Genomic DNA, 19,720 nt, shown 5'->3' with positions numbered 1-19,720 from the left:
GGCGGGCCGTTGTTTATAGCATCAGCACAGACTGGATCAGTCCTGGCGGCTGGTGACTTCCAGCAGGTGGTAGCCGAACTGGGTTTTCACCGGGCCTTGTACGGTGTTGACCGGGGCGCTGAAGACGACGGTGTCGAATTCTTTAACCATCTGGCCTGGGCCGAACGAACCGAGGTCGCCGCCTTGACGGCTGGAAGGGCAGCTGGAGTTGGCTTTGGCGACTTCTGCGAAATCGGCGCCGCCTTCGATCTGGGCTTTGAGTTCGTTGCACTTGTCTTCAGTGGAAACGAGGATGTGACGGGCGGTGGCTTTGGCCATGGGGAATAACTCCTTGAATAAAAAGGGTGAGCCTACCGGATTCAGGCGGTTATTTGTTGGCAAAGTTCCGTTGGGTTTTGGTTGGGGGCATATCCGTTGCTGCGGTAACGGCGGCTTATGGTTCCGCTCTTACAGCGGGTCACTTTTTGAGGGACCGGAATGCCGGCCCAGCAAAAAGTAACCAAAAAGTCCTCGCCCCACCACTCGGCACCTCGCCTAGGCTCGGTGTGCCCGAACGAAGGCTTGAATCCGTGGGCCGCCGCAATGGGCCATCCATGGCCCAGTGCGGCTAACCCGGCGTCCTGCCGGGTTACCCACGGCTTCAAGCCTGCGTTCGGCCAGCGTGGTTGATGGGGCGATCCCAGATCAAGATCAAGATCAAGATCTACAGCACGGCGGCCTAGTAGCCGACCTGAGTGGTAGAAGCAAAAGCACAGCAAAAGCATAACTACCTGATGTACTGAGATTCAAAATGTGGGAGCGGGCTTGCTCGCGAATGCGGTTTGTCAGTCAATTCATCTGTCACTGACCCACCGCCTTCGCGAGCAAGCCCGCTCCCACAATTAAACCGAGTTCGGCCGCCAGTCTTCTGTGCTCTGCTTTTCTGTGGGAGCTGGCTTGCCTGCGATCGCAGGCAAGCCAGCTCCCACATTTGATTGAGTTCAGCTTCCAAGATCAGGTCGGCTGTCAGGCCGCCTCTGCTGTGCTTTTGATCCAACCACTCAGGTCGGCTACTAGGCCGCCGTGCTCTGCTTTTGATCTTGATCTGCTTTTGATTTTGATCTTAGGCGCCCCGTTAAACCACGCTGGCCGAACGCAGGCTTTGGAGCGGGGGTAAACCGGCAGGACGCCGGTTTAGCCGCGCTGGGCCAAGGATGGCCCATCGCGGCGGCCCCCGCTCCAAAGCCGGAGTGAGGGCACACCGAGCCTAGGCGAGGTGCCGAGTGGTGGGGCAAGAGCCCTTTGGTTACTTTGGGCTGGGCCGGCATTCCGGCTTTTCCAAAGTGACCCGCCGTAAGGGCGGAACCAATACCCGCCATCACCCAAATAACGGCTATGCCCCCCAAAAAAAACACCCAGCGTTACTTCAGCGCCACCACCTGCTTCCAGTCAATCGAAAACCGCCCCAAATACTTGCGCAGACGATCCGCATCATTCGGTTGCGCCTTGGCCTGGCGCGAAACCCCGAACAACCGGCGACCCGCATCCGACAGGCTATCGGCCTGCAAGCACACCTCGATCACCGCTTTCAGTTGCAGCTGGTCAAACAGGTCCAGGTCCGCAGGCACCAAGGCTTGCCATTCAGCCTGCGGCGCAGACAAACCCCAGGCGTAGCGCAAGCGTTGAATTTCCTGTTCAGCCTGGGCCTCATCAATACGCCCGCTGTCGGCCAGCGTCGCCATGCGTGTGATCGAAGCAGACAACTCACGAAAATTACCCAGCCAGGCGGCCTCACTCGAACAGGCGAACGCCAGGTAGCGGCGCCGTGCCTCCAGGTTGAAGCGCACGCGGCGGCCTTGTTCGCGGGCGTGGCGCTCCAGTTCGAAATCGAGGTTGGGTTCGATGTCCTCACGGCGGCCCGCCAGGCCGGGCAGGTCAAAGGTCCACAGGTTGATACGTGCATACAGGTCTTCACGAAACAGCCCCTGGGCCACGCGCCCACGCAGGTCGCGGTGGGTGCCGGCGATGATCAGGAAGTCGCTGGCCACTTCCTGGTCGGCGCCCAGTGGGTAGAAGCGTTTTTCTTCGATGGCCTTGAGCAGCATGGCTTGCTCGTCCAACCCCAGCTCACCGATTTCATCAAGAAACAGCATGCCGCCATCCGCCGCGCGCAGCAGGCCGTCGCGGGCGTTTTGCGCGCCGGTGAAGGCGCCCTTGATGTGCCCGAACAGCGCCGACATCGCGCCGTCGCCGCGCAGGGTGGCGCAGTTCACTTCGACAAATCGCCCTTGCACCTGGTGGCGGCTGCGCTTGAGTTCGTAGATGCGCCGGGCGAGGAATGACTTGCCGGCGCCGGTGGGGCCGATCAACAGCATTGGCGCCTTGGAGCGCACGGCCACGCGTTCGATCTGTTCGATGGAGCTGTTGAAGGCGGCATTGCGCGTGGCGATCCCCGACTTGAGAAACGCCAGGCCTTCCAGGCGTTTGTGGGCAAAGCGCGAAGCGATGCGATCGTAGCGCGACAGGTCGAGGTCGATCAGTGTGTGGGTGCCGGTGGCACGCGCGGCGTCATTGCCGCGCCGTGCCGGGGCGGTCTGGATCAGGCGCGCCGGCAGGTTGCGGGCCTCGGTCAGCAGGAACCAGCAAATCTGCGCCACGTGGGTGCCGGTGGTGATGTGCACGAGGTAGTCCTCGTGCTCGGTATTGAAGGCATAGTCGGTGGTGAAATCGTGCAGCGCGGCGTAGACCTCTTCGAAGTCCCATGGGTTGTGCAGCGCCATTGCGTGCAGGCGCACTTCGGTGTGCGGTGAGATCTGCAGGATGTCGGCGCGCACCCGTTCAGCGAGGCTGACGTCGCGGGCGTCGACGTCGTGGATCAGCTCCAGGCGGTCAATCTGCACGTCTGCTTGCTGGCACAGGCCGACGCTGGGGCGCCAGTGGTTCCAGCGGTTGGCGCCCTTGCCGACGCGATCCAGTTTGGAACCGATAAACCCGATGGCGACGGTGCACTTGTGTTTCATGGCTAGACCAAAAGATAAGTAACGATATACAAGGATATGAATGGGCGAGTGCGCTTGTCATCGGTTTTCGAGATTTAAATCTGAATATCTATAAAAAACATAGATTAAACAATGAGTTATAGTTTTTTTGTGAGGCTTTTGAAAAAGCTGGCACGCCCGCTGCTATAGCCCTGTCAACGCCGCAGTGACGGCCTACCAAGAAAGAATCAAGACCATGCAAGAGAAGACCTACCAACTGCTGGAAGTGGCCAACGGCAAGCCGATCAAACTCTGGACCGAGGGCGTGCCGGTTGAGCCTGAAGCCCGCCAGCAACTGATGAACACCGCGAAGATGCCGTTTATCTTCAAGCACCTCGCGGTGATGCCGGACGTGCACCTTGGCAAAGGCTCGACCATCGGCAGCGTGATCCCCACGGTGGGCGCGATTATTCCGGCGGCCGTAGGCGTGGATATCGGCTGCGGCATGATCGCCGCGCGCACCACGCTGACCGCCAGCGATTTGCCGGACAACCTTCACGGGTTGCGCTGCGCCATCGAAGCCGCGGTGCCCCATGGCCGCACTCGCAGCCGTGCGGGTCGCGATAAAGGTACCTGGGAAAATGTACCGGCCCAGGCTGATCAGGTATGGGCGGCGCTGCACCCGCGCTTCAAGGCGATCACCGACAAATACCCGAAGCTTGAGCACAGCAACAACCGCAAGCATTTGGGTACGCTCGGCACGGGTAACCACTTTGTCGAGGTGTGCCTGGATGAAGCCAACCGTGTCTGGTTCATGTTGCACAGCGGTTCGCGCGGCGTCGGCAACGCCATCGGCAACCTGTTTATCCAGCTGGCGCAGGCGGACATGCGCCAGCACCTGGCCAACTTGCCGGACCGTGACCTGGCCTATTTCGAAGAAGGCAGCCAGCACTTCGATGACTACGTGGAAGCGGTGGGCTGGGCCCAGGATTTTGCCCGGCAGAACCGCGAGTTGATGATGCGCGCGGTGGTCCAGGCCACACGCCAGGTCATCAGCAAGCCGTTTGAAGTGGCGCTGGAGGCAGTGAACTGTCACCACAACTACGTGCAAAAAGAGCGGCACTTTGGTCAAGAGGTGCTGGTGACGCGCAAGGGCGCGGTGTCGGCGAAGAAGGGCGAGCTGGGGATTATTCCGGGCTCCATGGGCGCGAAAAGCTTCATCGTGCGCGGCCTGGGCAACGAAGAATCGTTCTGCTCGTGCAGCCACGGCGCCGGCCGCACCATGAGCCGCACCAAGGCGAAGAACACCTTCACCGTCGCCGATCAGATCCGCGCGACGGCCCACGTCGAATGCCGCAAGGATGCCGATGTGATTGATGAAATTCCGATGGCCTACAAGGACATCGACAAGGTCATGCACGCCCAGCGCGAGTTGGTGGAAGTGCTGCACACCCTGCGTCAGGTGGTGTGCGTAAAAGGTTAAGAGGGGAGACGTGATGGAAAAGCAACAACGACACCCATTGAGCGACGCCATGCGCGCGCGGGTGCTGGATGAGTTGGCGCGCATAGAGCGCGAGCGCAATGTGACCGTGCTGTATGCCTGCGAGTCCGGCAGCCGCGCCTGGGGTTTTGCCTCCACCGACAGCGACTATGACGTGCGCTTTGTCTACGTCGAGAAACCGGATTGGTTTGTGCAGGTGGATGCGCCCCGCGACGTGATCGAACGCCCGCTGGATGACGAACTGGACGTGAGTGGCTGGGAGCTGCGCAAGACCCTCGGCCTGCTGCGCAAGTCCAATCCCACCTTGCTGGAGTGGCTGGACTCGCCGCTGGTGTATCGCCAGGAGACTGAAACGACGGCGCAACTGCGTGCCTTGGCCGAGGCGTTCTACAGCCCGCCAGCGGCGCGTAATCATTACCTGTCGATGGCCAAGAAGAATTTTCGCGGTTACCTGCAAGGCGACGAGGTGCGGTTCAAGAAGTACTTCTATGTGCTGCGGCCATTACTGGCAGTGCGTTGGATCGACCTGGGCCTGGGGCGGCCACCGATGACGTTTGCCGAGCTGCTGGGCACGGTGGATGACCCGCAACTGCTGGATGAAGTAGCAACGCTGCTCGCGCTCAAACGCAATGCCGGTGAAGCCGCCTACGGCCCACGGCGCCCGGCGTTGCATGAATTTATCCTGCGCGAACTGGAACGCCAGGCGCCGGTTTTGCCACGCACGCAAGCAGACTCACAACGGCTGGACCACTACCTGCGGGACACCGTCAAACGCTACGCATAAGGATGAACATGAAACAGGACGTGATTGAACTCGACGGCGCCATCGGCGGCGGTCAGGTGTTGCGCAGTGGCTTGAGCCTGTCGATGGTGACCGGGCAGACCTTGCAGATCAAAAACATCCGCGCCAAACGCAGCCGGCCCGGCTTGATGCGCCAGCACCTGACCGCCGTGCTGGCGGCCGCCGAAGTCTGTGGCGCCAAGGTGCAAGGCGCTGAGCTGGGGTCGCAAAGCCTGCTGTTCGAGCCCGGGCCGATTCAAGGCGGCGAGTACCGCTTTGCCATCGGCACAGCCGGCAGCTGCACGCTGGTGTTGCAAACGCTGTTACCGGCGCTGTTGCGCGCGCCAACCGCCAGCCACGTGACGATCAGCGGCGGCACCCACAACCCGCTCGCGCCGCCGGTGGACTTTTTGCAGCGTGCCTGGCTGCCGTTGTTGCGACGCATGGGCGCGTGTGTCGAATTGAACCTGAACCGCCACGGTTTCGTCCCGGCGGGCGGGGGTGAGATAGAGGTATTTATCCAGCCATCGCAGCTGCTGCCGTTGCAGCTGATGCAGCGCGGCAAGCTGCTGGAAAAGCGCGCTACCACGCTGAATGCCGGGCTGCCCGCCCAGGTCAGCGCGCGGGAATTCAAGCGTGTTCGCCAGCGCCTGGGCTTCACCGAGGCGCAGTGCTTCCCGGTCGAGATTGACCCGCAGCAAGGGCCGGGCGATGTGTTGATGCTGGAGTACGTCCACGCGCATGTCACTGAAGTGTTCAGCGCGTTTGGCATGGCCACGGTGCGGGCCGAGACTGTGGCTGACGCGGCCATCGACCCGGCCATGGAGTGGCAGGGCACCGACACGGCGGTGGGCGAGCACCTGGCGGATCAACTGCTGTTGCCGATGGCGTTGGCCAGCGGCGGGCGCTTTACCACGCCGCACATGAACGAGCATTTGCACAGCAATATGACCGTGATCCAGCGCTTCCTGCCGGTGGTGATCGAAAGCCATGTGCGCGAGGAGGGCGGGTTGCTGGTCGAGTGCCGACCCGCATGATCGGCTAACCAGCGAGCCGAAGGGTTAGCTCAGCAACCCGGTGCTGACCGCCACGATCAGGAACACGCCCAACAGCGCGCGGTAGATCACGAACGGCCAGGTGGAGAACCGCTCGAGGAAGCGCATCAGGCCCCAGATGGCGAAGAACGCCGAGACGCTGGCGACCACCAGGCCGAAGATCAAGTGCGACCAGGCATGGGCGGGCATGTCGGCGTGCAGCAGCACCCACAGCTCTTTCAAGCCGGCGAGGGCGATGGCGGGCAGGCCCAGCAGAAAGGAAAAGCGCGCGGCTTCTTCACGCTTGAAGTTCAGAAACAGCGCGGCGGTCAGCGTGGAGCCGGAACGCGACACGCCGGGAATCAGCGCGCCAATCTGCGCGATGCCGACGATCAGCGCATCGCGCAGGCGCATCTGGCTCATGTCGCGGGTGTGGCGCGCGCGCAGCTCGGCGCCAGCCAGCAACACCGCCATGACCACGCAGGAAATGCCGATCACCATCAGCCCGCGCAATGGCGAGTTGCAGGTGTTCAAGGTCGAAGACAGCGCCAGGCCGGCAATCCCAATCGGGAGGGTTGCCAACACAATCGCCACGGCCAGCTTGAACCATGGGTCGTTGTAGTCGCCCCGGCGCACTGCGCCGATGCTTCCGGTGGTGAATTGGCGCACATCACGCCAGAAATAACTGACCACCGCCGCCAGCGCCGCCAACTGCATCGCCGCCGAAAACGCCGAGCCGGGGTCTTGCCAGCCGAGCAGGGCGGGCACCACGCGCATGTGCGCCGTGGACGACACCGGCAGCAGTTCGGTAATGCCCTGGATCACACCCAGGATGAAAATCTGCAGGTAATCCAGGGAGGCAAAGCCCACATCCAGGCCGGCGGAACAGACGTTGGTCAAAGTGCGTGTCCTTGAAAAAGGGCGTGAGAAAAGAACTATTCAGCGAAGTTTATTCTAAATGTTTCAGGATTTTGGGCGTAGCCAAAAAAATCCGCAATCGATTCAGCAAACAGAAAGGTTGTGCAATGTATTGGCGTGTGTACGGGTTTTGTGAACAATGAGGCCTTGCGTAATTTTCACTGAGAGCCCAATGCCTGAAACCACCGTCGAATTGATCCAGACCGGCCCCGATGCGTCTGAGCTGATCCGTAATCTTTACCAGTACTACGCCTACGAGTCCTCGGATTGGGAACAGGAAGATGTCGAAGCGGATGGCCGTTTCTACATCCATGACGAACACCTGACCCGCTACTGGCAAGACCCGCAATGGAGCGCAAATCTGCTGCTGGTAGATGGCTATATCGCCGGCTTCCTGCTGATCGAAGGCAGTGAACTGCCGGGCATGGATGCGCTGGAGCTGGCCGACCTGTTCATCCTCAAGCGCTACCGCCGCAAAGGCATCGGCCGCGCCATCGCCACCCAGGTGTTGAGCAGCGGCGAGGCGAATTGGCTGGTGCGTTTCTATGACCAGGACGAAGTGTCCCAGGCGTTCTGGCGTGCGGTGCTGGATGACCTGCCGCGCCCGGCGCAGATGATTGAGCTGGAGGATGATCCGCAGTTGGTGAGCTACTTGATCACGCGGGCGGCGCTGCATTAAACACAACGTTGAACTTAACCGGGCACGGCGGCTCCTGGACGCGTCGGCCGGTTTGGCCCTGAATTTCACAAGGATGCGAAATGAACACCTTCACTTCATTCAAACGCGTTGTTTGCGCTGGCGTCTTCCTGACCTTGGGCGGCTGCCTGACGATGTCGGGTAACTACAAGGTCACCGCCGTTGACGCCAACGGCACGCCGGCCAAGATGGTGTTCACCACCCAAGGCCACGGCATCTACTCGGTGCGCAATGCGTTCTGCATGAACAACCCGAAGGGCACGGTGACCATCCGTGACCTGGACACGGGTGAAGAACTCAAGAGCGAAAGCCCTTATCACTGCCGCTAGGCTCCCGCGTTGAACAGCACCTGCTGCATCGCCTGCGGCGGCTGCCCGAACGCGCGCAGAAACGCCTGACGCATGCGCTCGCGATCACCGAAGCCGGTTTCGCGGGCCACCACTTCGACCGGGTGACGGCTGGTTTCCATCATCGCCCGGGCCGCTTCTACCCGCAGCGACTCGATGGCCTTGGCCGGTGTTTGCCCGGTTTCTTCACGAAACACCCGGCTGAATTGACGTGGGCTCAGCCGCGCCACGTCGGCCAGGGCTTCCACCGACAGGTCGTGGGTCAGGTTCTCGCGGGCGTAGGCCAGCGCCAGTTGCACGCGGTCGGACTTGGGGTCCAGTTCCAGCAATGCCGACAATTGCGATTGTTCGCTGCCGCGACGTTGGGCAATCACCAACTTGCGCGCAATGCGCCGGGCGAGGTCGCTGCCCAAGTCAGCCTCGACCATGGCCAGGGCCATGTCCACACCGGCGCTCATGCCGGCGCCGGTCCAGACCTGGCCGTCGACCACAAACAGTTTGTCTTCTTCCAGGTGAATAGCCGGGTAGCGCTTGCGAAACGCCGGCGCGTGAATCCAGTGGGTGGTGGTGCGCTTGCCTTCGAGCAAACCGGCTTCGGCCAATACGAAAATGCCCATGCACAACGAGGCGACCCGTCGCGACTGCGCGGAGGCCGCCTTGACCAGTTCGAGCAAATTGGCCTCGGGCAAGCGAAATTCCAGGTAACCGCTGACGATCAGGGTGTCATAGCCTTGCGCGCGAATCGGCGTGGTATTCACCGAAAAGCCCTGGGAGGTCATCACCGCGCCGCCACTTTCCGAGACCAGGTGAAACTCATAGGCCGGTTCGCCGCGCAGCAGGTTCGCGCACTCGAACACCGAGCCGAGGCTAAGGCTCAGGGACTGGAAGTTCGGGTAAACCATCAGCGCAACGCTGTGCATCGTCATTCTCCAAGGGGCGCGGGAGAGGGGATTGTCGGCGTGTACCGGGCAAACGGCAACCGCCTTTGGCGCATGTCCGAAATCCTTGCGGATATGACATTGTTGAAGTTTTTCGCGACGCCTAACATCCCCTCAACGAACTAGACGACTGGTCTAATCGGACGGGATGAACCATGACTAACGCCACTAAAAGTGCACGGCAGACCATTCTGGATACGGCGCAATTGATTGTGAGCCGCAAAGGATTTTCTGCGGTGGGGTTGAACGAAATACTTCAAGCCGCCGATGTGCCTAAAGGTTCGTTCTATCACTACTTCAGCTCCAAAGATGCCTTTGGCGTTGTTCTGCTCGACACCTATTTTGACCACTACGTGCAGGGCGTGGAGCAGCTGTTCCAGCAATCCGAACTGTCCGGGGCCGCCAAGTTGATGCGTTATTGGCACACCTGGGTCGACAACCAGACCGGCTGCACCGATGCGGGTAAATGCCTTGCCGTCAAACTCGGCGCCGAGGTGTCAGACCTTTCAGAGCCGATGCGTCTGGCTCTGCAACGCGGCACTGCACGCACCATCGCCTTGCTGGTCGAGGCGTTGCAGCACGGCGTCGCAGACGGCTCGCTGGCGGTACAACAAACTCCCGAAAGCCTGGCCCAACGCCTGTATGCGTTGTGGTTGGGGACCAGCGTCATGAGCAAGATCACCCGAACATCCGCGCCTTTTGACGAGGCGCTGCTGCTGACCCGACAGCTGTTGGGTTGCCCTGAACCTACTGACATTCACATCGATCGAGGCACTGGAAAATGAAAGTATTAATGGTACTGACCTCTCACGACCAGCTGGGCACTACCGGTCGTAAAACCGGCTTCTGGCTCGAAGAGTTTGCTGCGCCCTATTACACCTTCAAAGATGCGGGTGCCGAGCTGGTGCTGGCATCCCCGGCCGGCGGCCAACCACCGCTGGACCCGGTCAGCGACCAGCCTGACGCGCAGACCGAGCAAACCCGGCGTTTCGCCACTGACCCTGCGGCGCAGCAGGCGCTGGCCAACACCGTCAAGCTGGACACGGTCAACGCCGACGACTTCGACACGGTGTTCTACCCAGGTGGTCACGGGCCACTGTGGGACCTGGCGGAATCACCAGTGTCCATCGCGTTGATCGAGTCGTTCGAGCGCGCCGGCAAGCCCATTGGTTTTGTCTGCCATGCACCGGGCGCGCTGCGTCACGTCAAGGCCGTGAATGGCGAGCCGCTGGTCAAGGGCCGTCGCGTCACCGGTTTCTCCAACTCCGAAGAAGCCGCAGTGGGCCTCACCGACGTGGTGCCGTTCCTGATCGAAGATGATTTCAAGGCACTCGGCGGCCACTATGAGAAGGGCGCTGATTGGCAGTCCTTTGTGCTTGAAGATGGCTTGCTGGTGACCGGCCAGAACCCGGCCAGCTCCAGCGATGTGGCAAAAGCACTGCTCAAACTCACCGCTTGAATTAACTAATCGCTGTATGAATTGGCGGCTCTCAAGAGCCGCCAACGCTTTGGCTCGTCCTGAATTCGGAAATTTGCACATGAGCAGTCGTTTGAATACCCCAGTAAAACTGGGGCATCACACCTTGAACAACCGCGTTGTATTGCCGCCTCTGACGCGTCAGCGCAGCGCGCAACCTGGCGATACCGCCACCGGCCTGATGGCCGAGTATTACCGCCAACGCGCGAGCGCCGGCTTCATGGTCAGCGAAGGCACGCAAATCGAGCCGCGCGGCCAGGGTTACGCCTGGACGCCGGGCATCTACACACCGGCGCAGATCGACGGCTGGCGCACCGTCACCGAAGCGGTGCATGCCGAAGGCGGGGTAATTTTTGCGCAACTGTGGCATGTCGGCCGCGTGTCCCATAACGCGTTGCAGCCAGAGGGTGCCGCGCCGGTCGCACCGTCTGCAATTGCCGCTGAGCAAGCCAAAGCCTTTATCGAAACCGGGCCTGGCATCGGCGAGCTGAAGCAGCCGCCCGTGCCGCGTGCCTTGAGCGTACTTGAGATCGAGGAATTGGTCGGGCATTACGCCCAGGCGGCGCGCAATGCGTTGGACGCCGGTTTTGACGGGGTGGAAATCCACGCGGCAAATGGTTACCTGGTCAACCAGTTCATTTCGGCCCACGCCAACCAGCGTGATGACGAGTACGGCGGCTCGCTGCACAACCGCCTGCGTTTCCTGCGCGAGATCGTCGAAGCCGTGACCGCCGTGGTCGGGCCGGAACGCCTCGGTGTGCGTTTTTCACCGTTGTTCAGCGGCACCGACCAGGACCGCGTGTACATCGGCCTGGTGGAGGAAGACCCGCATCACACTTACATTGAAGCGATCAAGGTGCTTGAGGCGTCGGGGATTGCCTATGTGTCCATCGCCGAAGCCGATTGGGACAACGCCCCGGACTTGCCCGAGACCTTCCGCCAGGCCGTGCGCAGCACCTTCAGCGGGCTGATCATCTACGCCGGCCGCTACACCGCTGAGCGCGGTGAAAAACTGCTGGAGGCGGGGCTGGCGGACTTGATTGCCTTCGGTCGCCCGTTCATTGCCAACCCGGACTTGCCGCAGCGCCTGTTCAACGTCTGGCCGCTGAACCCGCTGCGGGCTGAAGGCATGTACGGCGGTTCGGAGCAGGGCTATACCGATTACCCGGTGTACGCCGGATAAGTGCTCCAGGCCACTGCGCAGATCCCCTTGTGGGAGCCGCCGAGCTTCAGCGAGGCCGCGATGGCGGTGGGTCAGGCAACAACAGTGTTGACCGAGCCGCCGCCATCGCAGCCTCGCTGGGGCTCGACAGCTCCCACAGTTGATCTTCAGCGGGGCTGATAAGCGTTATTCCACCCGCAACACAATCTTGCCGATATGGTCGCCGTCTTCCATCCGCGCATGGGCCTGGGCGGCGTCGGTGTATTCATACACTTTGTCGATCATCGGCAGGCAGCGCCCGGCTGACAGCACCGGCCACACATACTCGCGCAGTTGTTCGGCGATGGCGGCCTTTTCGTCCTTGGTGCGGGCGCGCAGCAGCGAGCCGGTGATGACCGCGCGTTTGCCGAGGATGGTCAGCAGGTCGACGTCATTGGCCTTGCCGCCGCCGAGGAATCCGAGCATCACCAGGTGCCCGTCCATGGCCAGGGCCTTGAGGTTGTTGTTGAGGTAGGAGGCACCCATGATATCGAGGATCACATCCACGCCGTTGCCGTCGGTTTTTTGCGCGATGACCTCGGCAAAATCCTGCTCGCGGTAGTTGATCGGCTCGGCGCCGAGCTTGGCAATCGCCGCACATTTGTCGGCGCTGCCGGCGGTGGCGAACGCCTGGATTCCGTACTCGCGGCACAGCATCAGTGCGGTGGTGCCGATGCCGCTGGTGCCGCCGTGGATCAGCACGCGCTGGCCGGTGTGGGCGTCGCCCAGGCCGAACAGGTTGGCCCAGACGGTGAAGAAGGTTTCCGGCACGGCAGCGGCTTGAATCCAGTCCATGCCTTCCGGAATGGGTAACGCCTGGCTGGCCGGCACCGCGCAGAACTGCGCATAACCGCCGCCGTTGGTCAGGGCGCAGACCTTATCGCCAATGGCGTACTCGCTGACACCTTCGCCCAATGCGACCACTTCACCGGCCACTTCCAAACCGGGAATGGGGCTCATGCCCGGTTTCATCGGGTACTTGCCGGCGCGTTGCAACGCATCCGGGCGGTTGACCCCGGCGGCGTGTACGCGAATCAGGATTTCACCCGGCCCCGCCACCGGCACGTCAGCCCGGCGCGGTTGCAGCGCTTCAGGGCCGCCGGGAGCGGTGATTTCGATCAGGGTCATTTCTTTTGGGAGCGACATTTGCGTTTACCTGCAGCGATGAGCGTATGAGTTGGGACCGCGTCGGGCAGTCGCCGGTTCAGCGGCATCATACCGAGGGTTGGCAGTGGACGAAAAAAAGCCGGGCAAGCTCCAATGCCGTTCAGTTAAGCGCAAACCCCCTGTGGGAGCGGCGGTGCGACGATTCGACTTGCCCGCGACAGCGGTGGGTCAGTCAATATCAATGGTTGCTGCGCCGCCGTCTTCGCGGGCAAGCCCGCTCCCACATTTGATCTTCGCTGTTTTAAGCATTGCGTTTGCTTAAAGGGCAAGCCCGGCCAAACAAGGAGCGGGTGACTCAGTCGTTTCAGCGGTTCAGGAACGCCAGCAAATCTTCGTTCAGCTGCTGGGCATGGGTGGCCGCAAAACCGTGCGGTGCATCCTTGTAGACCTTCAGTTGCGCGCCCTTGATCATCTCGGCCGCGACTTTGCCGGTGGTCTCGAATGGCACGATCTGGTCGCCGTCACCGTGAATCACCAGGGTCGGCACGTCGATCTTGGCCATGTCCGGGCGGAAGTCGGTCTCGGAGAACACGGTGACACAGTCCACGGTCGACTTGAGAGAGGCGAGCAGGGCGATTTGCAGGGTTTGGGTCAGCACGCCTTCCGAGACTTTCTGGCCTTTATTGATGCCATAGAACGGCGTGTTGAAGTCGCTGATAAATTGCGCGCGGTCCTTCAGCAGCCCGGCCTTGATGCCGTCGAATGTGGCGGCCGGCACGCCCTGCGGGTAGTCGGGTTTCTGGCCGAAGATCGGCGTAACCGCGCCCAGCAGCACCAGGCCGGCCACGCGCGACGTGCCATGGCGGGCGATGTAGCGCGCCACGTCGCCGCCGCCCATGGAGAAGCCCACCAGGGTCACGTCCTTGAGGTCCAGGTGTTCGATCAGTTGGGCGATGTCATCGGCGAAGGTGTCGTAGTCGTTACCGGTCCACGGCTGGTCTGAGCGGCCGAAACCACGGCGGTCGAAGGCGATGGTGCGAAAGCCACGGCTGCTCAGGTACTCCATCTGGTATTCCCACATGTCGGCATCCAGCGGCCAGCCATGGCTGAACAGCACGGGCTTGCCGCTGCCCCAGTCCTTGAAGTAGATCTGGGTACCGTCTTTGGCAACAAATGTGCTCATCGAAAACTCCTTGGGTTCAGGGGGCAAAAGGCTCAGCCTCACTATTGCGTCAAACCCGACGAAGGGCTTGTACGGATGTGCTCGGTTGAACGGTTCAGTGTCTATATTGGTCCACTGACCTCTACCGTCAGTTCAACAGGTGAACCAAATGGCCAAGACTTACAGCTACGCCGCTCGGGATTCCAAGGATGCGCTCAAGCCTTACACCTTCGAGCGCCGTGCGCCGGGGGCGGACGACGTGCAGATCGACATTCTGTATTGCGGCGTGTGCCACTCCGACCTGCACACCGTGCGTAACGAGTGGCACAACACCTTGTACCCGTCGGTGCCGGGCCATGAAATCGTCGGCCGTGTCACGGCGGTCGGTGCCAATGTGAGTAAATTCAAAGTGGGTGACCTGGCTGGCGTCGGCTGTATGGTCGACAGCTGCCAGCACTGCGCCTCCTGCGCCGAGGGCGAGGAGCAATACTGCGAGAACGGCTTTACCGGCACCTATAACGGCCCGGTGTTCGGTGGCGAAAATACCTTTGGCGGCTATTCGGACAACATCGTGGTCAAGGAGAAGTTCGTGCTGCGCATCTCCCACGATGATGCGAACCTGGCGGCCGTGGCGCCGCTGCTGTGCGCCGGGATTACCACCTATTCGCCGCTGCACCACTAGAAGGTCGGCCCGGGTAAAAAGGTTGGCGTGGTTGGCCTTGGCGGGCTCGGGCATATGGCGGTGAAGATCGCCCATGCGATGGGCGCGCATGTGACGCTGTTCACCACCTCGCCGAACAAACGCGAAGACGGCCTGCGCCTGGGCGCCGACCAAGTGGTGGTGTCGAAGAACCCGGACGAAATGGCCAAAGTCGCTAACAGCCTGGACTTCATCCTCAACACGGTGGCCGCGCCGCACGACTTGGATGCCTTCCTCAACCTGCTCAAGCGCGACGGCACCATGACCCTGGTCGGCGCCCCCGACAGCCCGCACCCGTCGCCGACGGTGTTCAACCTGATCTTCAAACGCCGCAGCCTCGCCGGTTCGTTGATCGGCGGTATCCAGGAAACCCAAGAGATGCTGGACTTCTGCGCCAAGCACAAGATTGTCTCGGACATTGAGATGATCGATATCCAGGGCATCAACGAGGCGTATGAGCGGATGCTCAAGGGCGACGTGAAGTATCGCTTCGTGATTGATATGGAAAGTTTGAAGAAGGAAAGCCACGCGGCTTAAAACGCCGCAGACCTAATGTGGGAGCGGGCTTGCCCGCGAAAGCGGTGGATCAGTCAATGAGTCTGTTGAATGACACTCCGCCTTCGCGGGCAAGCCCGCTCCCACATTTGTTCAGTGCGGGCCGTTAAGCCGACAAGTGCTCGTAAAGAATCGTCGCACCCACCAGCATCAACACCACGCCGCCGACCATCTCGGCGCGTTTGCCCACCACCGTCCCCAATACGCGACCGAGCATCATGCCGATGGTCACCATGGTCATGGTCGCCAGGCCAATCGCCGCCGAGGCGATCAGGATGTTCACATCCACAAACGCCAGGCCCACGCCGACTGCCAACGCATCGATGCTGGTGGCAAAGGCGGTGACCGCCAGGATCATGAACGAATGCTGCGTCGGTTTTTCAACCTCGTCATCGTCGGCCTTCAACCCGTTGTAGATCATGTGCAAACCCAGCGCGACCAGCAGGGTAAAGGCGATCCAGTGATCCCAATCCTCCACCCAGCGGGTGGCCGCATGGCCGATGGCCCAGCCGATCATCGGCGTAATGGCTTCGATCACGCCAAAGATCAGGCCTGCGCGCAGGGCTTCGGTCAGGCGTGGTTTGTGCAGGCTGGAGCCTTTGCCGATGGCCGCCGCAAAGGCGTCCGTGGACATGGCAAGGGCGAGAAAGATAAGGGAAATGGGGTTCACGGTAAGGCTTCCAGTCGGGCTGTATGAGTCAACGACACAACCACACGCCCGACTTTAGGCATGGATGTGTCGCTGGTCTCACCAACCTCAACGGTGTTCGTACCACGGCAGGTTGCCGAATATGTTGATACGAACGCTTCTGAGCGGGTCAGAAGCCGGTTACTCCCCAACGAAGGTGCGCAGGATAGACAGCCGAATATGAAAATTCCGTCAACGCCCGTTAAAAGTTGAGCTACAACCAGGCGCGTCCGCCGACGAAAATCATCTTCGACACCAGCTCCACAATGTTTTTGACCTCAAGTTTCTTCATCAGTCGTGCCCTGTGCACTTCCACCGTGCGGTGCGAGATGCCCAGGCGTTGCGCGATTTCCTTGGACTTGAGGCCGTTGACGATGTGCATCGCCACCTCGCGCTCCCGTGGCGTCAGGTCGCCGGTGCCTTGGTGGGTGCGGTCCAGGCGCTCGAAGTGCCAGATCATCAGCTTGAACGGGTCTTTAGGCGTGAGGGTGTAGCCGTGGGACTTGGCCCAGAACACTTCGCCGTTTTTGTGCTGCATGAAGCGTTCGTCGGAATAGAAGCCGTTTTCGCTCTCCAGCAGCCAGTCGTGGCTACGCTTGCCGATGGCGTGATAGTCGGCCTGGGACGGATAGATCAGCAGGGTCAGCTGGTTGACCAATTCGTCGCGCGAATAGCCGAACAACTGCAGGAAGGCCTCATTGCAATCGACCATCACGCGGTTGCGCGTGACCAGTTGCGGGGCGGGGGAGAGCTGGAACGCCAGGCGTTCGATGTCGGGGAATGGCTGTGTAAACGCGTTCATTGGGCATCCTGCCTCGTTGCTTTTCTCACGTGGGGCTACTTATCCGTGTAAGTAGTTACACGAATTGGCGAGCGCCCAGCGGTGCGTCATTGTAGGTAAATGTCCGCATCAAAAACAGAAGAAAATTGATTATGCCAGCTGATTGCGTCTCCATTGTTGCCGCCGGTCATTCGCGTTTTGGTCGCCTGGAAGGCACCACCCTTGAGGACCTGATCGTGCAGGTCACCCGCGAAGCCCTGACGGACGCGGCCATTGATGCGTCAGAAATCGATGCGTTGTTCCTCGGCCATTTCAACGCGGGGCTGGTGCCCGACGGGTTTGCGGCGTCATTGCTGCTGCAGGCCGACCCCGGCCTGCGCTTCAAGCCGGCCACGCGCTGTGAAAACGCCTGCGCGTCCGGCTCGGCGGCGATTCAGGCCGGGGTCAATGCGATCCTGTCCGGCAGCGCCGAGCTGGTGCTGGTGGTGGGCGCCGAGAAAATGACCCACACGTCTACCGCCGAGGTTACCCAGGCGTTGGCCGGCGCCGGTTATCAGAATGACCCGGCCGAAGCCGGCTTGAGTTTCCCGCAGTTGTTCGGCCGCGCGGCGCGCCAATACACCGAGCGCTACCACTGCCCGCTGGGCTCAATGGCGGCCATCGCCACCAAGAACCACTCCAATGCCATGGCCAACCCGTTGGCGCAGATGCACCGGGTGATGGATTTCGAGCACTGCAACAATGTGTCCAAGAGCAACCCGTTTGTGGCCGAATCCCTGCGCCTGACCGACTGCTCGCTGATCAGCGACGGCGCCGCCGCGATCATCCTGGCTTCGCCCAAGCGTGCGCGGGCGTTTCGCCGTGATGTGCAGATTCGCGCGATGACCCAGGTCAACGACTTCCTGCCGATTGCCCAGCGCGACATCCTCGCTTTTGAAGGCCCGCAACGGGCGATCCACGCCGCCCTGCGCGGGGCGAATATCACCCTGGCCGACCTGAGTTTCGCCGAGGTGCACGACTGCTTCACCATCGCCGAGCTGCTGATCTACGAAGCCATGGGCCTTGCACCCAAAGGCGAGGGCCACCGCGTGCTCGACAGCGGCGTGGTGCGCGCAGGCGGGCGCTTGCCGGTGAACTTGTCCGGCGGGCTCAAGGCCAAGGGGCATCCGGTAGGCGCCACCGGTGTGTCGATGCATGCCCTGGCGTTCCGGCAGTTGACCGGCGAACCCATCGGCCTGGCGGCGCCCAACCCGGAGTTCGGCCTGGTGTTCAACATGGGCGGCATGGCCGTCGCCAACTACGCCTCGGTCCTGCACGCGCGCCGGTACTGAACCATGAACATTGCCAACTGGTTGCACGACACCCAGCGTCGCCACCCGCAACGCCCGGCGTTGTTCGAAGGCACGCGGCAGGTGGCCGATTACGCCACCTTTGCCGCGCATGTTCGCCAACGCGCCGCGCACCTGGTCGACCAGCATGGGCTGGTGGCGGGTGATGCGGTCGCCGTGCTGATGAAGAACAGCTGTGATTACCTCGAGTTGCTCTACGCCATCTGGTGGATGGGCGGCGTAGTGGTGCCGATCAACGCCAAATTGCACCCGGCCGAAGCCGCGTGGATCGCGAATAATGCCGAGGCGCGTTTGATCTTTACCGATGGCGGCCGGGTGTTTTCGGCATCGCGGGACTTGCCGCAACGCTGCAAGGAACTGGACGGCCACACACGGCCGCCAACCCGTGGCTGGCCGACCCTGGAGCAGCCGGTGCCGCGCCAGGACCAGGACCTCGCGTGGCTGTTCTACACCTCCGGCACCACCGGGCGCTCCAAAGGCGTGATGCTGTCCCACGGCAATTTGGTCGCGATGTCGCTGTGTTACACCACCGACGTCGATTCGGTCAGCCGCGATGACGCGGTGCTGTACGCCGCGCCCATGTCCCATGGCGCCGGGCTCTACAACTTCATTCATGTACGCTGCGGCGCACGCCATGTGGTGCCGGCGTCCCAGGGTTTTGACGCCGCCGAGCTGTTCGGCCTGGCCGCCGAATTGGGCAATGTTTCGCTGTTTGCTGCGCCGACCATGGTCAAGCGCATGGTTGAACAGGCGCGCGTTCAGGGCTATGCAGGCGAAGGCATCAAGACCATCGTCTACGGCGGTGGCCCAATGTACCTGGCCGATTTGTGTGAGGCCGTCGACACCTTCGGCCCGCGGCTGGTGCAGATCTACGGCCAGGGCGAAAGCCCGATGACCATCAGCGTATTGCCTCGCGCGCTGATCGCCGACCGCCAACGCGCCGACTGGGCCACCCTGGCCGCCTCGGTCGGGCACGCGCAAGCCTGTGTGGAAATCCGCATTCTCGACGCCCGGCACCAACCGGTGCCCACCGGTGAGCGCGGCGAAATTGCCGTGCGCGGCGCCACGGTGATGCAAGGCTATTGGCGCAACCCCGAGGCCACGCGCCAGACGTTGGTGGAGGGCTGGTTGCTGACCGGCGACATCGGTTTTCTCGACCCGGCCGGCTACCTGACGCTGACAGACCGCTCCAAGGACGTGATCATCACCGGTGGCAGCAACGTGTACCCGCGTGAAGTCGAGGAAGTCCTGGCGCAGCATCCTGAAGTGTTCGAGGTGTGTGTGGTGGGCGAGCCGGATGCGCAATGGGGCGAATCAGTGGTGGCGTTTGTGGTGACGCGCAGCGGCCAGCCCCTCGATGAAGCCGAGCTGACGGCGTGGTTTGTGCAGCGCATGGCCTCGTTCAAAAAACCGAAAAAGTACCTGTTTCCAGGCGAGCTGCCGAAGAACAGTTACGGCAAAATCCTCAAGACTGACTTGCGGCAGTGGCTGAAAGCAGCGAGTATCGCCGCGCTTCCCTAGACCCGT

The 19,720-nt window shown here is 61.6% G+C and carries 17 protein-coding genes, 2 pseudogenes and 1 riboswitch; of the genes and pseudogenes, 11 read left to right on the top strand and 8 right to left on the bottom strand.

What is annotated here, in order from left to right:
* Positions 1–36: 36 nt before the first annotated feature.
* A complete protein-coding gene (locus tag PspR76_RS18160; RefSeq protein ID WP_003174386.1) occupies positions 37–318 on the bottom strand; it encodes a peptidylprolyl isomerase in 282 nt (93 codons plus the stop codon).
* 1,082 nt (positions 319–1,400) lie between these two features.
* Positions 1,401–2,999 (bottom strand): RNA repair transcriptional activator RtcR, encoded by a 1,599-nt coding sequence (gene rtcR, locus PspR76_RS18155; protein ID WP_159957456.1) that lies wholly within the window; start codon positions 2,997–2,999, stop codon positions 1,401–1,403.
* Between the two features lie 214 nt (positions 3,000–3,213).
* Between rtcR and PspR76_RS18150 the strand changes: the two genes are divergently transcribed.
* The 3 genes from PspR76_RS18150 to rtcA are packed head-to-tail and all read left to right on the top strand — an operon-like array spanning position 3,214 to position 6,276.
* On the top strand, positions 3,214–4,440 hold the full coding sequence (locus PspR76_RS18150; protein WP_159957454.1) for an RtcB family protein: 1,227 nt from the start codon (positions 3,214–3,216) through the stop codon (positions 4,438–4,440).
* A 13-nt stretch (positions 4,441–4,453) separates the two neighbouring features.
* Positions 4,454–5,242 carry a nucleotidyltransferase domain-containing protein gene (locus PspR76_RS18145; RefSeq protein WP_159957452.1) on the top strand — a complete coding sequence of 263 codons (789 nt, stop codon included), beginning with the start codon at positions 4,454–4,456 and terminating at the stop codon, positions 5,240–5,242.
* A gap of 8 nt (positions 5,243–5,250) precedes the next feature.
* On the top strand, positions 5,251–6,276 hold the full coding sequence (rtcA, locus tag PspR76_RS18140; protein WP_159957450.1) for an RNA 3'-terminal phosphate cyclase: 1,026 nt from the start codon (positions 5,251–5,253) through the stop codon (positions 6,274–6,276).
* Positions 6,277–6,300: 24 nt separating this feature from the next.
* Here rtcA and PspR76_RS18135 read toward each other — a convergent pair whose 3' ends face one another.
* Positions 6,301–7,173 (bottom strand): undecaprenyl-diphosphate phosphatase, encoded by an 873-nt coding sequence (locus tag PspR76_RS18135; protein ID WP_159957448.1) that lies wholly within the window; start codon positions 7,171–7,173, stop codon positions 6,301–6,303.
* 120 nt (positions 7,174–7,293) lie between these two features.
* On the opposite strand from PspR76_RS18135, the pseudogene PspR76_RS18130 reads away from it, so the two are divergent.
* Together PspR76_RS18130 and PspR76_RS18125 are read left to right on the top strand one after the other, a co-directional pair.
* A pseudogene (locus PspR76_RS18130) lies at positions 7,294–7,870 on the top strand (GNAT family N-acetyltransferase).
* Between the two features lie 80 nt (positions 7,871–7,950).
* Entirely contained in the window at positions 7,951–8,217 is a 267-nt protein-coding gene (locus PspR76_RS18125) for a hypothetical protein (protein ID WP_159957444.1), read from the top strand.
* On the opposite strand, the gene PspR76_RS18120 is transcribed toward PspR76_RS18125, so the two are convergent.
* Positions 8,214–9,155 (bottom strand): GlxA family transcriptional regulator, encoded by a 942-nt coding sequence (locus PspR76_RS18120; protein WP_159957442.1) that lies wholly within the window; start codon positions 9,153–9,155, stop codon positions 8,214–8,216. The two genes, PspR76_RS18125 and PspR76_RS18120, sit on opposite strands and share 4 nt — an antisense overlap.
* A gap of 173 nt (positions 9,156–9,328) precedes the next feature.
* Between PspR76_RS18120 and PspR76_RS18115 the strand changes: the two genes are divergently transcribed.
* From PspR76_RS18115 to PspR76_RS18105, 3 genes are all read left to right on the top strand, one after another.
* Positions 9,329–9,958: a TetR/AcrR family transcriptional regulator gene (locus PspR76_RS18115; protein WP_159957440.1), complete on the top strand. Its 630-nt coding sequence runs from the start codon at positions 9,329–9,331 to the stop codon at positions 9,956–9,958.
* Positions 9,955–10,632, top strand: coding sequence for a type 1 glutamine amidotransferase domain-containing protein (locus PspR76_RS18110; RefSeq protein ID WP_159957438.1), 678 nt, complete (start codon positions 9,955–9,957; stop codon positions 10,630–10,632). The genes PspR76_RS18115 and PspR76_RS18110 overlap by 4 nt, the downstream gene beginning before the upstream one ends.
* A 79-nt stretch (positions 10,633–10,711) precedes the next feature.
* The gene (locus PspR76_RS18105) at positions 10,712–11,833 is read left to right on the top strand and encodes an alkene reductase (RefSeq protein ID WP_159957436.1); all 1,122 of its coding nucleotides are present in this window, start codon (positions 10,712–10,714) and stop codon (positions 11,831–11,833) included.
* A 165-nt stretch (positions 11,834–11,998) separates the two neighbouring features.
* On the opposite strand, the gene PspR76_RS18100 is transcribed toward PspR76_RS18105, so the two are convergent.
* Together PspR76_RS18100 and PspR76_RS18095 are read right to left on the bottom strand one after the other, a co-directional pair.
* Complete coding sequence (locus PspR76_RS18100) at positions 11,999–12,997, bottom strand: NAD(P)H-quinone oxidoreductase (protein ID WP_159957434.1); 999 nt, start codon at positions 12,995–12,997, stop codon at positions 11,999–12,001.
* A gap of 325 nt (positions 12,998–13,322) precedes the next feature.
* Positions 13,323–14,141: an alpha/beta fold hydrolase gene (locus tag PspR76_RS18095; protein WP_159957432.1), complete on the bottom strand. Its 819-nt coding sequence runs from the start codon at positions 14,139–14,141 to the stop codon at positions 13,323–13,325.
* Between the two features lie 148 nt (positions 14,142–14,289).
* On the opposite strand from PspR76_RS18095, the pseudogene PspR76_RS18090 reads away from it, so the two are divergent.
* A pseudogene (locus PspR76_RS18090) lies at positions 14,290–15,357 on the top strand (NAD(P)-dependent alcohol dehydrogenase).
* Positions 15,358–15,481: 124 nt separating this feature from the next.
* Here PspR76_RS18090 and mntP read toward each other — a convergent pair.
* Both mntP and PspR76_RS18080 read right to left on the bottom strand, forming a co-directional pair.
* The gene (mntP, locus tag PspR76_RS18085) at positions 15,482–16,045 is read right to left on the bottom strand and encodes a manganese efflux pump MntP (protein WP_159957430.1); all 564 of its coding nucleotides are present in this window, start codon (positions 16,043–16,045) and stop codon (positions 15,482–15,484) included.
* 12 nt (positions 16,046–16,057) lie between these two features.
* A riboswitch (yybP-ykoY riboswitch) is annotated at positions 16,058–16,225 on the bottom strand.
* A gap of 52 nt (positions 16,226–16,277) precedes the next feature.
* Positions 16,278–16,865, bottom strand: coding sequence for a LuxR C-terminal-related transcriptional regulator (locus tag PspR76_RS18080; RefSeq protein ID WP_159957428.1), 588 nt, complete (start codon positions 16,863–16,865; stop codon positions 16,278–16,280).
* A gap of 131 nt (positions 16,866–16,996) precedes the next feature.
* On the opposite strand from PspR76_RS18080, the gene PspR76_RS18075 reads away from it, so the two are divergent.
* Together PspR76_RS18075 and PspR76_RS18070 are read left to right on the top strand one after the other, a co-directional pair.
* Positions 16,997–18,175: an acetyl-CoA acetyltransferase gene (locus PspR76_RS18075; RefSeq protein ID WP_159957426.1), complete on the top strand. Its 1,179-nt coding sequence runs from the start codon at positions 16,997–16,999 to the stop codon at positions 18,173–18,175.
* 3 nt (positions 18,176–18,178) lie between these two features.
* Positions 18,179–19,714, top strand: a complete 1,536-nt coding sequence (locus PspR76_RS18070) for a class I adenylate-forming enzyme family protein (protein WP_159957424.1) — start codon at positions 18,179–18,181, stop codon at positions 19,712–19,714.
* The last annotated feature ends 6 nt before the right edge of the window (positions 19,715–19,720 follow it).

The sequence above is a fragment of the Pseudomonas sp. R76 genome (genome assembly GCF_009834565.1).
GTDB lineage: Bacteria > Pseudomonadota > Gammaproteobacteria > Pseudomonadales > Pseudomonadaceae > Aquipseudomonas.
This window is presented reverse-complemented; position numbering and strand designations above follow the sequence as displayed.